A 13,814-nucleotide genomic window follows, 5' to 3' on the forward strand; every position below is an offset into this window, starting at 1 on the left:
AACGGAAGAATTCGCCATGACCGCAGAAACGGAGCTGAAATTCCGCGTCGCGCCGCGCAAGCTGTCGTCAGTGTTGCGGAGCGGCGGCTCGAGCGGGCGGCGCCGCGCTCCGTCTGAGCAGTCGCTGGTGTCGACCTACTACGATACGAGCAAGCACAAGTTCAGGCGCCATGGCCTGACACTGCGTGTCCGCAAGATCGAGGGCCGTTACGTGCAAACCGTGAAAGCAGGCGGCACGGGCGGCCTGACGCGCGGCGAGTGGGAGCACGAGATTTCCGATGCAAGCCCCGACCTGGACAAAGCGAGGCACACGCCGCTGCGGGATCTTGCAGGCGGAAAGCTTCCCCGCAAGCTGAGGCCGCTGTTCCAGACCGACATTCATCGCATGGCGCAGGGGCGGCGCGTCCGAAACAGCCGGATCGAACTTGCGGTCGACCGTGGCCGCATCAGCGCCGGGCGGAAGTCACGCGCCGTTGCCGAGCTGGAGCTGGAACTGAAGTCCGGACATGTCGCGGACCTGTTCCGCCTCGCCCGCGATCTCGAACGCAGAACGGGTGCAGAGCTCGACCTGCGCTCGAAGGCCGAACGAGGCTACCAGCTCGTCGCGGCAAGCGGTGGCGGTGCGCAGCATGCCGAGCCAATCGCGCTGAAGGCTGAGCTCCCGCCGCGCGAGGCCTTCCGCACGATCGCGCATTCGACACTGCGTCAGATCACGGCGAACGCCGACCCTGTGCGCGACATGGACGCCGAGGGTGTCCATCAGATGCGCGTCGGCCTGCGGCGATTGCGCGCGGCCATATCGCTGTTCGCCGACGTCCTGCCGCGGGCGAGCACCGCGCGGATCAAGACCGAGCTGAAATGGCTCACGGGGGAACTGGCGCCGGCGCGTGAAATCGACGTATTCCTGACGGAGAGCATCAGGCCGATCACCGAGCACGGCGTGCCGAGACGCGGCGCCCGCGCGATCCGCAAGAGGTTCTCAGGGCAACGACAGGCGGCGTTCAGCCGTGCACGCGACGCAATCATGTCGGCCCGATACCGCCGCCTGCTGATCGACGTGATCGCGTGGATTGAAGCCGGGCGGCCTCACGTCAATGATGGTCGCAACGAGGATCGCTCGATCACCGCCTATGCCGCAAAGGTGCTCGATCGGCGCATCCGCAAGGCGCGCAAGCAGGGCAAGCGACTGAACGATCTCGAGCCGATGCAGCGCCACAAGCTGCGGATCAGGATCAAGAAGATTCGCTACGCCGTCGACTTCTTCGAGAGCCTCTACGGCCGTCGCGGCCAGAAGGAGCTTGCGGACCTCTCCGACCGGCTGAAGCAGATCCAATCCGCGCTGGGATCGCTGAACGACTTCATGGCGCACCGCGAGCTGGCAACGGAGGCAGCGCTGACGGCGCCGCCTGCGCACCGCCGCGCCCAAGCCTTCGCATCGGGGGTCATCGTCGGCCAGGAGCGCGAGGCGGCCGACGGCCTGGTGAAGGAGGCAGCAAAGCAGCTGCATCGGTTACACCGGCTGCGCGCGGTGCCGAATGAGAGAGCGTAGGAGAAGCGGCATGAAAACCGACATGACCTGGGTCGGCAACTGGCGGAATCAATTCGGCTCAATCTTGCGCATCACCGACGATGCCAACGGCCGCATCGAGGGCAATTTCGAGACCGCACTCGAGGACAGCGGCTTTTACGGGCAAGCGGTGCCGATCACCGGCTTTCACCAAGGCAATTGCATTGCCCTCGTCGCGGTGGGCGCCTCCGCGACGGGCGACAGGGCCGTCTCCTATACCGGATTGCTGCGTGACGGAAAAATGCAAACCGCATGGTTCGTGATCGCAGACCAGGCGCTGAGCGCGTTCAGGGAGGGCGAGCCGGCAAAGCTGAAGCCGGTGAACTGGTGGCGCGCCGTGACGATGAACGTGGATACGTTCGAACGGATCTCAAGCGGTGCTACCCGTACCTGATCTTTCACGCAGTGATCCGGAGAAGTCACATTCCGGAATGACGGCGTCCCGCTGCCGCCATTGGCGCGCGGCCGTCGCGGAGATCGACAGCGGCAGCGTCAGATGATCGCCTCATCCGCGCGGCGCGGTCGCCGCGCCTCGAACGGGCTCGAAGTTGGCGCGCTGCAACGCGGCTCGTCGCTCCGCGATAGCATTGCTCAACAACCCGAGCACCAGACCAAGTGCCGCGAGTTCGTCTTGCTCGATAGCGCCGTCATCGTAGCATTCGAGCGTTTCACCTATGATGGCGTCGGCCTCGCCCTGCAAAACCAGAAGCTCCTGGTTCGATCCCGCGGTGCGCGCACTGGAAACCATGGCCAGGATTCTCTTGCGGTGGCTATTGGTTTCCTCTCTTTCGTCGCGGTTCAAATAGCGACGCAACCAGGCGGCGGCCGAGCCGATCCCGGAGAGAAGCAGCAGCCCGAACCAGAAGTAATCGCCGTACCGATCGAGGAAGGTTCGTTCGTTGCCGTCGATCACAGCCGCCGCTCCACGATGGACCGGCAGTTCGGCGTCCTTATCGACGTCCGGCTTGGTAATGTGCGCAGCCCCCGGCACCTGCCTCGCAATCGCCTGGCGAACGACAAAGAGCTGGCGGAAAAAGGCGGCCACCGTCGGTTCAGGCAGGGACTTTCTCGCTACGATGAGATGGCTGACGCTGATTGTTTCAACCTTGTCACCCGGCCAAGCCGGATCCGCATTGAAGACACTGGGTGGAATTTCCTCCGCTTCATACCGGGGGTGCTTCAGGGCGATCGCTTCCGATGTCTCGATGGCGAGAAACTTCGGCGCACCGCGCACCCGCGCCGTTGCAGCCACGGCATCGGATGTGATTTTGCTGTCGAGCGGCCCGACCGCCATGAACGCATCGATGGTGGGGTCCCGCGCCAACTCCTCAGTCTGGTCCGTGCCAAAATGTGTCACGACGACCTTGTCCGCCTCCACTCCGGCGGCACTGAGGATGACGCGTAGCAATGCAGCGTTGGCCGGGGTCCGGCCGATCACGCCAACGCGGCGCCCCGCGAGATCGGCGACCTCCTTGATTCTCGGGAAGGACTTTCTTTTCGAGCTTTTGCCGACGGGTCCAGACGGAGCCCACAGCACGACGAAGTTCTTGCGTACGACGGCGACGGTCTGCGCCTCCGCAGGCATGTCCAGATCGCCGCGGCCGACGGCGAGGTCGGCCTTGCCAGCCCCAAGCAGAGCAAGAGACTCCACCGCTCCATCAGTCTTGATCGGGAGCAGCCTGACAGTCCGACTTTCGCCGCCGAAGGCATCGGCCATTGCCTGAATGACTTTGTAGTCGTCGCTGCCCGGTGGTCCAACGGCGATCCGGAGGATGTCCGGCCGCAACGCATAATAAAGTGCGCCCGCCGCGGCGCCAAAGACAAGGAATCCCACGACGAGAACCAGGAGCAAAAAATTACTCCTCCTCCGCTCGCGACGGGCCGCCTCGCTGGTCGTCTGACCTGTACTCTCGGACGAAGACATTGGCGCCGCTGGCCGCAGATGAAGGCGCTTCCCGCTTGGCAGGATGCCAGGTTTTCCCGGGTATAACGTCTGGCGGTCGTCCTGGTTCATGACCGGCCCCTGAGGCCCGCAATATTGCCTGCCAGGCGCGTCGCCATGACGGTCAGAGGCACTTGGCAAAGGCCGGCTGAAGCCACAATCCGGAATGAGGGGGGCGCGCTGCCGCCATTGGCGCCCGCCTCGCCATCATGTACGCCCATCCAAAATCATTTCGGGACGGGACGCCGATGGCCACCACCGACGACGCGGGCACCGCCACCCGCACGCTGATCTTTGCACTCGTCGCACTGGCCTGCGGCCACATGCTCTCCACCTTGCTGCGCACCATTCCCGCGGTCAGCCTCGACCTCATGGCGGCGGATTTCCACATCGAGCCGCAGGCCCTCGCCAGCCTCACGTCGATCTATCCTTTCGCCTTTGCCGCGGCGCAGATTCCGGTCGGTGCGGCGATGGACCGGTTTGGCGTGCGACCGGTATCGCTGAGCCTGCTGGCGGGGACCGTCTTCGGCGCGGTGGCGTCGGGCTTTGCCACGGGGCCTTCGAGCTTTGCAGTCGGGCAGTTCATGCTGGGGGTCGCCACCTCAGGTATGCTGATGTGCCCGATGACGCTGGCGGCCAAGCAATTGTCGGCAGGCCGCTTCGGGCTGTGGTCGGGCGCGATCCTCTCGGTCGGCAATATCGGCATGCTGCTGTCGTCGAGTCCGCTCGCCTTCGTGGTCGACGCTTACGGCTGGCGCACCGGGTTCTGGATGTCCGCCCTTGGCGGAATCGCGGTGGCACTCGCGGTGTTCGCGCTGGTGCCGAACCAGCCGGCCGAGCACAAGGACGAATCCTCGCCGCTGGCGCAGATGATCGAGGTGCTCAGGCTCGGCCTCTCGCGCCCCTTGCGCGGCCTGATCGCGCTGGCGCTGGTCTCGTTGGCAGCCCCGCTGGTGCTGCGCGGCCTGTGGGGCGGGCCGTGGCTGATGCAGGTCAAGGACCTGTCGCGGGTCGAGGCCGGCAACCAGCTCGGCGCGTTCACGCTGGCGATGATCATAGGTCCGCTTCTCATCGGCATGGTCGACCGCAGGCTCGGCCGCCGTCGCGACCTGGTGGCAGCCTCGCATATGATTGGGGCGCTGCTATTGGCGCTGATGGCGCTTGGGGCGCCACATTATGCGGTCTCCCTGTTGTTCGGCATTTCCGTGATGCCGCCGCAATACGACCTCGTGCTGTTCGTGCTGATTGGTCTTGCGACCTCCGCCCAGCCGCTGCTGTTCGGCATGTCCCGCCAACTGGTCGACGCGCAAGTGGCGGGCAAGGCGCTTGCGGCCATGAACCTCGCCTTCTTTCTCGGCGCGGCGCTGATGCAGTCGGTGACCGGCGCGGTGGCGGCGCTCGCGGGATTGCCGGCGGTGCTGCTGTTCATGGCTGCCATGCTGGCGTTCGGCGTGCTGATCTTCTTGGCTTACACCTCGCGGAGCCCATAGGATGGCTTGCTCCGTTCGCCAAAGGAATCACTCATGCCTGTCGACACCAAAGCCGCCACCGACCGCCTCATGCGGTTCCTCGCCGTCGAGGGCGTGACCGGACAGGAGGCGGCGATCGGGCGCGAGCTCATGGCTGCGCTGAAGGAGAGCGGTGTGCCGGCGAAGGCGATCCGGCTCGACGATGCCAACACGCGCATTCCGGTGCCGACTGAGACCGGCAACCTCATCGTCGACCTGCCCGGCCGCGGCGCGCTGCATAACCAGCCTCGCATCATGTTCATGACCCACATGGACACCGTGCCGCTCTGCGCCGGCGCCAAGCCGAAGAAATCCGGGCGCAAGATTGTCAACGAAGCCAGGACCGCGCTCGGCGGCGACAATCGCTGCGGCTGTGGCGTGCTGGTGACGCTGGCGGCGGAGCTCGCCAAGCAGAAGCTCGACCATCCGCCGATCACGCTGCTGTTCTGCGTGCGCGAAGAGAGCGGGCTCTACGGCGCGCGCCACGTCAAGCTGGACGAGCTCGGTTCGCCCGTGATGGCGTTCAATTATGACGGCGGCTCCGCCTCCAACGTCGTCATCGGCGCCGTCGGCGCCGACCGCTGGACCGTCGAGATCTTCGGCCGCGCCTCGCATGCCGGCGTGGCGCCGGAGCGCGGCATCTCCTCGACCATGATCATGGCGCTCGCGCTTGCGGACGTGAAGGCCGGCGGCTGGTTCGGCAAGGTGGTGAAGGGCAAGCTGCAAGGCACCAGCAATGTCGGCCCCGTCACCGGCGGCGAGGGTCGCCCAGCCGGCGATGCCACCAACGTCGTCACCGATTACGTGCATGTGCGCGGCGAAAGCCGCAGCCACGACGGAAAGTTCTTCAAGGAGATCACGAAAGCCTACAAGGCCGCGTTCGAGAAGGCGGCCAAGAAGGTGACGAACGCGCAAGGCAAGTCCGGCAAGGTCAAGTTCAAGGCGGAGACCGACTATTATCCTTTTCGCATGAAGGAGAGCCTGCCGGTGGTCAAACGCGCGATCGAGGCGGTGTCCGCGGTCGGCGGGACTCCGAACGTGCGCGCGGCCAATGGCGGCCTGGATGCCAACTGGATGGTTCGTCACGGCATTCCGACCGTGACCTTCGGTGCCGGCCAGAACGAGGCCCACACGATCGACGAATGGATCAATCTCGACGAATATGATCGGGCCTGCGCGCTGGCCGTGCAGCTCGCGACGATGCGGTGAGTGTGTTGTAGGGTGGGTTAGCTAGCGGCTGCGCGAAGCGCAGTCCGCTGGCGTAACCCACCACTTCTGCTTCCGCGGGATGAACAGTGGTGGGTTACGCCTTCGGCTAACCCACCCTACGAAACTACGAAACAAAAAGAAAAGGGAGACTACATGCCACACATCGCAGGCATCGAGACCGGTTTCTACCGGATCCCCCTCCCCATCACGCTCTCCGACTCCACCCATGGCGAAATCGCGGCGTTCGAGCTGATCACCTGCCGCGTCCGTGATGCCGATGGCGCCGAAGGTGTTGGCTACACTTACACGGTGGGCCGTAACGGCGGCGCTGTCGCCGACATTCTCAAGCGCGAGATTCCGGGGCTGATCGAGGGACGCGAGGCCGACGACACCGAAGCGATCTGGCATCACGTCTGGTGGGCGCTGCATTATGGCGGCCGCGGCGGGCCGGTGGTGCTGGCGCTCTCCGCGCTCGACATCGCGCTGTGGGATCTGAAGGCGCGGCGCGCGAAGCTGCCGCTGTACCAATTGCTCGGCGGTTTCGACGCGCAGGTGCCATGCTATGCCGGCGGCATCGACCTCGATCTCTCCGTCGATGCGCTGCTCAAGCAGACCGACGGCAATCTCGCCAAGGGATTTCGCGCGATCAAGATGAAGGTCGGCCGTCCCGACCTGAAAGCCGACGTCGCGAAGGTCTCCGCGATGCGACAGCACCTCGGCGACGGTTTTCCGCTGATGGCGGATGCCAACATGAAATGGACGGTGGAAGAAGCGATCCGTGCCGCGCGCGCCTTCGTACCCTATGACCTGACCTGGCTGGAAGAGCCGATCATCCCTGATGACGTCGCTGGCCACGCCCGCATCATGCAGGCCGGCGGCGTGCCGATCGCGGCGGGCGAGAATTTGCGTTCGCTGTGGGAGTTCAAGAGCTATATCGCCAGTGGCGCGGTGTCCTATCCCGAGCCCGACGTCACCAATTGCGGCGGCGTCAGCACCTTCATGAAGATCGCGCGGCTGGCGGAAGCCTTCAACCTGCCCGTGACCAGCCACGGCGCGCACGACATCACCGTGCATCTGCTCGCGGCCTGCCCGAACCGCTCCTATCTGGAGGCACACGGCTTCGGGCTCGACAAGTACATCGAGCACCCGCTGGTGCTTCAGGACGGTAAGGCACTGGCGCCTGATAGGCCCGGCCACGGGATCAGCTTTGACTGGAAGGGGCTGGCCAAGCTGGCGGCATAAGCTCGATGCCCTGAACCTCTCCCGCAAGCGGGAGAGGTCGCGCCGAAGGCGCGGGTGAGGGTTCTATCCTCTGGGGGACTCCCAACGCGGAGACACCCTCTCCCCAACCCTCCCCCGCAAGCGGGGGAGGGAGCGCACCGTCTTCGCGGCAACTTCTCGCTCGATATTGCTTAGGCAAATCGCTTTGCTGCACGCGAGGTATTCCAAGGCGCTTGATGCAGGGCACGGATAATCCGCTATGGTGGCGGCAACCGACATCTTGCGAGAGACCCCTGCATTGACACCCGAGCTGCACCAGAAACTGACCGCGTGGCGCCGGCACCTGCATGCGCATCCCGAGCTGTCGCTCCAGGAGAAAGAGACCGCCGCCTTCGTGCAGGACAAGCTCACCGAGCTCGGCATTCCCTTCGAGTCAGGCATCGGCGGCCACGGCATCGTCGCGACCTTGACGCGCGGGCCTGCGCAAAGCCGTGTCGGCTTGCGCGCCGACATGGACGCGCTGCCGATCACCGAGGATACCGGACTTGCCTACGCCTCCAAGACATCGGGCCTGATGCATGCCTGTGGCCATGACGGACACACCGCCTCGCTGCTCGGCGCCGCCGCGATGCTCGCCGCTGACACCGATTGGAGCGGCACGGTCGATTTCATCTTCCAGCCGGCCGAGGAAGGCTTTGGCGGCTCGCGCGCGATGGTCGCGGCCGGGCTGTTCGATCGCTTTCCGATGCAGCGCGTATTCGGCTTTCACAATTGGCCGGGCCTTGCCGCCGGCACCATCGCCGTGCATGACGGCGTCGTCATGGCCTCCGGCGGGCGCATCACCATCACCATCGAGGGCCATGCCGGCCACGCCGGCATGCCGCATCTGACGCGCGATCCGGTGATGGCGGCCGGTCATCTGATCGTGGCGCTGCAAGCGATCACCTCGCGCAGCGTCGATCCGCTCGACACCGCCGTGCTGTCACTGTGCACGATCGAAGGCGGCACCGCGCCGAACCAGATCGCGGGACACGTGACCATCCGCGGCACGCTGCGGTACCACCGCGACGCCGTCAAGGACATCATCCTCGACGGGATCGAGCGCACCTGCGCCGGGATCGCGACGAGCTTCGGCGTCAAGGTCGCGCCGGAGATCGTCTGGGGTGTGGGTGTGGTAATCAACACGCCCGCTGAAGCGGAGCTCGCGCGCATAGCTGCGGAAAAAGTGCGGGCGCCCGTGCGGCGCGACCTCGCGCCCAGCATGGCCGGCGAGGATTTTGCCCATTATTTGCAGCAGCGGCCCGGCGCCTTCGTCTGGATCGGCAACGGGCCCTTGCGCGACGGCGCCGAGCTACACGGCCCGCGCTACGATTTCAACGACGCGATCCTGCCGGTGGCATCGAGCTGGATGGCCGAAGTGGCCAAGGCGGCGCTGGCGTCGAACTAGAGCTGCTCACGAGATCTCGCGCGGCAGCTTCCAGTCCGGCCGCGGCGCGAACGTCTCATCGACCCGCGCGACGTGATATCCCCCGGGCAGCAGCCGACCGCCGCCCTCCTCGTCGGCCACGGGTACGTCGGTCACCAGCCCTTCGATCAAGGCGGCCTCCCACACCTCTTTCTCGGTGGGAAAGGGATCGCCGATCTGCTTGTTGCCTTCGAACAGCGCGTACATCGGTTCCGGTCCTGCGTTGATAAAGTTCACGAGCAACGTATCGGCGGCCCGGACGTTCCTTCCCGGCAAATGGCGACGGATGGCACGTGAACCATGGCGCGCGTTCTGATCGGCACCTCCGGCTGGCACTACGATTCCTGGCGCGGCCCGTTCTTTCCCGAGGGCGTGACGCTGAAGCAGCAGCTGCGCTATTACGCCGGACAGTTCGACACCACGGAGCTGAACGGCGTATTCTACCGCACCCCGACGCCAGAAGCGGTGAAAGGCTGGCGCGAGCAGACCGGCCGCGATTTCGTCTTCGCCTGGAAGGCGTCCAAATTCATCACGCACTGGAAGCGCCTGTCGGAGCGCTCCGTCAACAGTCTCGAGCTGCTGGAGGACCGCGTCTCACGGCTCGGCGGCAAGGCCGGCCCGATCCTGTTCCAGCTGCCGCCGCAATTCGAGGCGAATGCCGACCGCCTCGCCGCCTTCTTCAAGCTGCTGTCGCGGAAACGGCGTTACAGTTTCGAATTCCGTCATCCGAGCTGGTATCAGCCGCGCATCCTGCGCATGCTGGCGGACGAGAACATCTCGCTCTGCCTGTCCGATCATCACGACGCGCCTTCGCCCTGGAAGCGCACCGCGGATTTCGTCTATGTGCGCGGACACGGGCCAAGCGGGCGCTATCACGGGCACTATACCAAGGCCACGCTGGCGCAATGGGCCAAGCGCATCAAGTCCTGGAAGCGGCAGGGCTGCGACGTCTATGTCTATTTCGACAATGACCAGAAGAGCGCGGCGCCAGCCGACGCGCAGGCGTTGAAGCAATTGCTCTAGATGACGCCGCCCTGCCGAAGCGCCGCGATCGCGGCCGCATCATAGCCGAGCTCGCCGAGGACGAGATCGGTGTGCTCGCCGAGCGTTGGGGGGCGGGTTTCGATTTCACCCGGCGTTTCCGACAGCCGGACCGCGGCACGCGACACCGGTGCGGGCTTCGGCAGACCCGGATAGTCGACGTCCTGCATGAAGCCCGCCGCGCGGATGTGCGGGTGGTCCAGCGCCTGTTGCGGCGAGAGCACGGGCCCGGTCGGAATCATGGCCTCGCCCAGCGCATCGACGGCCTCCCGCGTGGTACGCTCGGCGCACCAGCGCGCCATCCGCTCGCTGATGACGGGGCCGTTGTTGCCGCGGCTGATATCGTCGGCAAAGCGCGGATCGTTCAGCCACACCTCCTCCTCGCCCATCAGCCGCGCCCAGCGCTTGAACAGGGGATGTCCGGTGACCTGGCACAGCACCCAGCCGTCCCGGGTGCGGTAGATGTCTGCGGGCGCAGCGGTCTGGCCGAGATTGCCCGTCGGAACGCGATTGACGTTGATCACCGCCTGCTCGATCAGCGTGGCATTGGTGAAGGACAGCGCGGTCGCGAGCAGCGCGCCCTCGACGATTTGCCCACGCCCGGATTTGCCGCGCTCGATCAGAGCGGCGAGCGTGCCGAACGCGCAATGCAGCGCGGTGCCGAAGTCGACCCAGTTCACCGCGGCGCGGTACGGCGGATCCCCGGTGCCCGTCATGTACACCGACCCCGACATGACCTGCCCGACACCGTCGAAACCGACGCGATCGGACCACGGCCCCGGCCCGCCGAACGCGGTCGCCGTCGTCAGGATGATGTCGGGCTTGATCGCCTTCAAGGACTCGTAGTCGAGCTTCATCGCGCGCAGGGTCTGCGGCGGTAGATTGGCGACGACGACGTCCGCGGTCGCAACCAGGCGACGCATCACCTCCTGCCCCTCCACCTTCATCGGATCGAGCGTGATGCATTTCTTGTTGCGGTTGACCTGGAGGAACAGCGCGCCTTCGCCGCCCTCCCCGACCGGCGCCACGAAGCGATCCTCGCTGCCGTCGCGCTTTTCGACGCGGATGACCTCGGCGCCGAACTCGGCCAGCAGGGTCGCGCAATAGGGGCCCGCAATGTAGCGCCCGAAATCGAGGACACGCACGCCCTCCAGAACTCCCCGCATCGATCCCTTCCCTGATGTTTTGCAGAGATTACAGGGAACGGTTGCCACGGCAAGGTGGCAACCGGCATTGTGCGCTGCTCTCGATATTTGATCGGCGCCCCGTTTCGGCCGGCGGAAATTCTATTCTAGTATGCACCTGACTATCCCCAGCCGGAGCCCCCATCCATGCCGCAACAATTCGACCGATCCGCAGAAGATCTCGGCAATGCCATCCATTTCGAGCACGTCAACATTCAGGTTCCGGATCAGCGCCTCGCTACCCTGTTCTATGTCGCAGGGCTCGGACTGACCCGCGATCCCTATCTGATGGTGTCCGACACCAACATGTGGATCAACGCCGGACGGAGCCAGTTTCACCTGCCGAGCGGCAGGGCGCAGGTGTTGCGCGGCCATGTCGGGCTGGTCATCGCGGGCCGCGAGGCGCTGCTGGCGCGGCTTGCGTCGGTCGCGAAGAAGCTCGAGGGCACGGCGTTCGCCTTTGCAGAGCGCAACGACCATGTCGAGGCGATCTGTCCGTGGGGCAACCGCCTGCGCTGCTACGAACCCGACGCCGCACGCTTCGGGCGCATCGCGCTCGGCATTCCCTATGTCGCGTTCGACGTGCCCATGGGATCGGCAGGCGGCATCTGCGCCTTCTACCCCGAGATCATGGGCATGCCATCGGAGTTGTGGAATGGCGACGGCACGGTCGCCGCCGTGAAGACGGGCCGCAACCAGCATCTGCTGTTCCGCGAGACCGATCGGTCGCAGGGCGACTATGACGGGCATCACGTGCAGATGTACATCACCGATTTCTCCGGCCCGTACCGAAAGCTCCTGGCGCGCAAGCTAGTCTCGCGCGAGGACAATCAATACCAGTACCGCTTCTGCGACATCGTCGACCTCGACAGCGGCAAGCCGCTGTTCACGGTCGAGCACGAGGTGCGCAGCGCCACCCATCCGATGTTCATGCGGCCGATGGTCAACCGCAATCCCGCGCTCAACAACCGCAACTATGCGTATGGCCACGACCAGTCGCTGTGGGCGATGGGACCGGACCAGTACGAGGGCTAGTTCCTCACGCCGCCGATCGATCCACCAAGCCATGTTGGAGCGTATCAAGCAGGCGCTGCTCGCGCGCGATCCGGGCGCGGTAGAGCTCGCGTTCACTCTCGCTTCTGGCACTGGCCAGCAACATGCGATAGTGCCCGATCACCTTCTCGCTGCCGCGGATCAGGAGGTTGTGGACGTCGCTCATCGTTCCGCTCCCGCAGCAGTGGACACCGATGGCATGTTCGGAAGGCTGAATGCGACGGCGAAGGCATCGGCGGCGAAAGCCTCGAGCGCGGCCTGCTCCTCGGCGAGGCGTCGTTCGATAAACTGGCGCTCAATGTCCGACAGCCTGGTCTTCAGCAAGCGTCGATAACGAGACAAATTATTACGGTGCGCGCGGAAGCGGGCGAAATCCTGATCGAGCATCGTCGTCACTCCTGACGGTCTTTCACGGTCCTTTTCGATTTTGCGGTGCGGGAAGAAACATCTTCCGGCGCAAAAAAAATATTCAGGCGCATCATCCTGTCAAGACACTGTTTCGCTGCTCCCTCGACCGCGCCGGGGGCCGCTCAAAAAAATTTTCGCGTCCCCTCTTGCAAGGTCTTTGCGCCGCTTTAAGTCGTTTTTCGCCGCGAGAGCGGTGTGCCGGATGCCCGATCGGGTCCGGCGCGGGCGCCGGGCCGGGGTCTTCGGACCCGCTTCCGATTCCCAGTCTTGCGCTCCTTCGTATCCATCTTGCTCTTTGGAGGACTTGGTATGAGGACCACCTTTGACTTCGCGCCGCTGTGGCGCTCCACCATCGGCTTCGATCATCTGGCCGACCTCGTCGACAGCACGCTGCGCCAGGCGGGCGAGGACAATTATCCGCCCTACAACATCGAGCGCTCCGGCGAAGACCAATACCGGATCACACTGGCCGTGGCGGGCTTCGGCGTCAACGACATCACCGTGACCGCCGAACAGAATGCGCTCACCATCGAGGGCCGCAAGCCCGACAGCGCCACCCGCGAATATCTCTATCAGGGTATCGCGGCGCGCCCGTTCCGCCGCGTGTTCAATCTCGCAGACTACGTCCAGGTGAAGCAGGCGGCTTTCCAGGACGGTCTCCTGGTCATCGACCTTCTGCGCGAGATTCCGGAAGCCATGAAGCCGCGCCGGATCCAGATCGCGGGCGCTGCGTCACCGCAGATCGAGAAGAAGGCCGCCTGATCGCGCCGGACGCGGTCGACGTGCCTGCGACCACCGCGGCGGATGGCGATCCCCTCGCCGTCCGCCCGATCAAACCATCCCTTCGAAAGGAGTGTAGAGGGAGACCAGAGATGACCAATGCCACCACGGGCGGTCTCGGCCCACTGTTTCATCCCGCCGCGCATTATGCATCGCCGAACGCCGTCCTTGACGACGGCAAGCTCTCGACAGCGGAGAAGCGGATCATTTTATCGTCGTGGGCCTCGGACATGTACGCCGTCGAATCCCATCCGGCGCTACGCGAGATTCCGGGCATGGATCACCCGGTTCGGCTCGCAGACATCCTCGCCGCGCTGCGCGAGCTCGATGACGACGACGACCCGCCGCCTCGTGGCGGCGTCCCGATGCGGTTGCGGCGGCCATGGGCCGCCGCCACGCTTGATCCGTGATCTGATCAGCGCGCGGCCGCAATCCT

Annotated in this window: 15 protein-coding genes; 10 read left to right on the forward strand and 5 right to left on the reverse strand. The window is 65.1% G+C overall.

What is annotated here, in order from left to right:
- The first annotated feature begins 16 nt into the window (after window positions 1-16).
- Window positions 17-1,549 carry a CYTH and CHAD domain-containing protein gene (locus tag IVA79_RS18575; protein ID WP_247555232.1) on the forward strand — a complete coding sequence of 511 codons (1,533 nt, stop codon included), beginning with the start codon at window positions 17-19 and terminating at the stop codon, window positions 1,547-1,549.
- Window positions 1,550-1,559: 10 nt separating this feature from the next.
- The gene (locus IVA79_RS18580; protein ID WP_247555234.1) at window positions 1,560-1,961 is read left to right on the forward strand and encodes an avidin/streptavidin family protein; all 402 of its coding nucleotides are present in this window, start codon (window positions 1,560-1,562) and stop codon (window positions 1,959-1,961) included.
- 111 nt (window positions 1,962-2,072) lie between these two features.
- On the opposite strand, the gene IVA79_RS18585 is transcribed toward IVA79_RS18580, so the two are convergent.
- Window positions 2,073-3,491, reverse strand: coding sequence for a TAXI family TRAP transporter solute-binding subunit (locus IVA79_RS18585; RefSeq protein WP_247555391.1), 1,419 nt, complete (start codon window positions 3,489-3,491; stop codon window positions 2,073-2,075).
- 266 nt (window positions 3,492-3,757) lie between these two features.
- On the opposite strand from IVA79_RS18585, the gene IVA79_RS18590 reads away from it, so the two are divergent.
- The 4 genes from IVA79_RS18590 (at window position 3,758) to IVA79_RS18605 (ending at window position 8,894) form a co-directional block, all read left to right on the forward strand.
- Window positions 3,758-4,999: an MFS transporter gene (locus tag IVA79_RS18590; RefSeq protein ID WP_247555235.1), complete on the forward strand. Its 1,242-nt coding sequence runs from the start codon at window positions 3,758-3,760 to the stop codon at window positions 4,997-4,999.
- Window positions 5,000-5,032: 33 nt separating this feature from the next.
- Window positions 5,033-6,226 carry a M20/M25/M40 family metallo-hydrolase gene (locus tag IVA79_RS18595; protein WP_247555237.1) on the forward strand — a complete coding sequence of 398 codons (1,194 nt, stop codon included), beginning with the start codon at window positions 5,033-5,035 and terminating at the stop codon, window positions 6,224-6,226.
- A 153-nt stretch (window positions 6,227-6,379) separates the two neighbouring features.
- The gene (locus IVA79_RS18600) at window positions 6,380-7,468 is read left to right on the forward strand and encodes a mandelate racemase/muconate lactonizing enzyme family protein (protein WP_247555240.1); all 1,089 of its coding nucleotides are present in this window, start codon (window positions 6,380-6,382) and stop codon (window positions 7,466-7,468) included.
- A 277-nt stretch (window positions 7,469-7,745) separates the two neighbouring features.
- On the forward strand, window positions 7,746-8,894 hold the full coding sequence (locus tag IVA79_RS18605; RefSeq protein WP_247555243.1) for an amidohydrolase: 1,149 nt from the start codon (window positions 7,746-7,748) through the stop codon (window positions 8,892-8,894).
- Window positions 8,895-8,900: 6 nt separating this feature from the next.
- Here the strand turns inward: IVA79_RS18605 and IVA79_RS18610 are convergent, their stop codons facing one another.
- Window positions 8,901-9,119, reverse strand: a complete 219-nt coding sequence (locus tag IVA79_RS18610; protein ID WP_247555247.1) for a hypothetical protein — start codon at window positions 9,117-9,119, stop codon at window positions 8,901-8,903.
- A 93-nt stretch (window positions 9,120-9,212) separates the two neighbouring features.
- Here IVA79_RS18610 and IVA79_RS18615 point away from each other — a divergent pair, with 93 nt between their 5' ends.
- Entirely contained in the window at window positions 9,213-9,935 is a 723-nt protein-coding gene (locus IVA79_RS18615; protein WP_247555249.1) for a DUF72 domain-containing protein, read from the forward strand.
- Here the strand turns inward: IVA79_RS18615 and IVA79_RS18620 are convergent.
- Entirely contained in the window at window positions 9,932-11,119 is a 1,188-nt protein-coding gene (locus tag IVA79_RS18620; RefSeq protein ID WP_247555251.1) for a CoA transferase, read from the reverse strand. The genes IVA79_RS18615 and IVA79_RS18620 overlap by 4 nt on opposite strands.
- 165 nt (window positions 11,120-11,284) lie before the next feature.
- Between IVA79_RS18620 and IVA79_RS18625 the strand changes: the two genes are divergently transcribed.
- A complete protein-coding gene (locus IVA79_RS18625; protein ID WP_247555252.1) occupies window positions 11,285-12,172 on the forward strand; it encodes a hypothetical protein in 888 nt (295 codons plus the stop codon).
- A gap of 4 nt (window positions 12,173-12,176) precedes the next feature.
- Here IVA79_RS18625 and IVA79_RS18630 read toward each other — a convergent pair whose 3' ends face one another.
- Window positions 12,177-12,356 carry a hypothetical protein gene (locus IVA79_RS18630; RefSeq protein ID WP_247555254.1) on the reverse strand — a complete coding sequence of 60 codons (180 nt, stop codon included), beginning with the start codon at window positions 12,354-12,356 and terminating at the stop codon, window positions 12,177-12,179.
- Window positions 12,353-12,577: a hypothetical protein gene (locus IVA79_RS18635; RefSeq protein ID WP_247555256.1), complete on the reverse strand. Its 225-nt coding sequence runs from the start codon at window positions 12,575-12,577 to the stop codon at window positions 12,353-12,355. The genes IVA79_RS18630 and IVA79_RS18635 overlap by 4 nt, the downstream gene beginning before the upstream one ends.
- 330 nt (window positions 12,578-12,907) lie before the next feature.
- On the opposite strand from IVA79_RS18635, the gene IVA79_RS18640 reads away from it, so the two are divergent.
- Both IVA79_RS18640 and IVA79_RS18645 read left to right on the forward strand, forming a co-directional pair.
- Window positions 12,908-13,360 (forward strand): Hsp20 family protein, encoded by a 453-nt coding sequence (locus IVA79_RS18640; RefSeq protein ID WP_247555258.1) that lies wholly within the window; start codon window positions 12,908-12,910, stop codon window positions 13,358-13,360.
- Window positions 13,361-13,470: 110 nt separating this feature from the next.
- On the forward strand, window positions 13,471-13,788 hold the full coding sequence (locus IVA79_RS18645; RefSeq protein ID WP_247555260.1) for a hypothetical protein: 318 nt from the start codon (window positions 13,471-13,473) through the stop codon (window positions 13,786-13,788).
- The last annotated feature ends 26 nt before the right edge of the window (window positions 13,789-13,814 follow it).

It is taken from the genome of Bradyrhizobium sp. 138 (genome assembly GCF_023074075.1).
GTDB lineage: Bacteria > Pseudomonadota > Alphaproteobacteria > Rhizobiales > Xanthobacteraceae > Bradyrhizobium.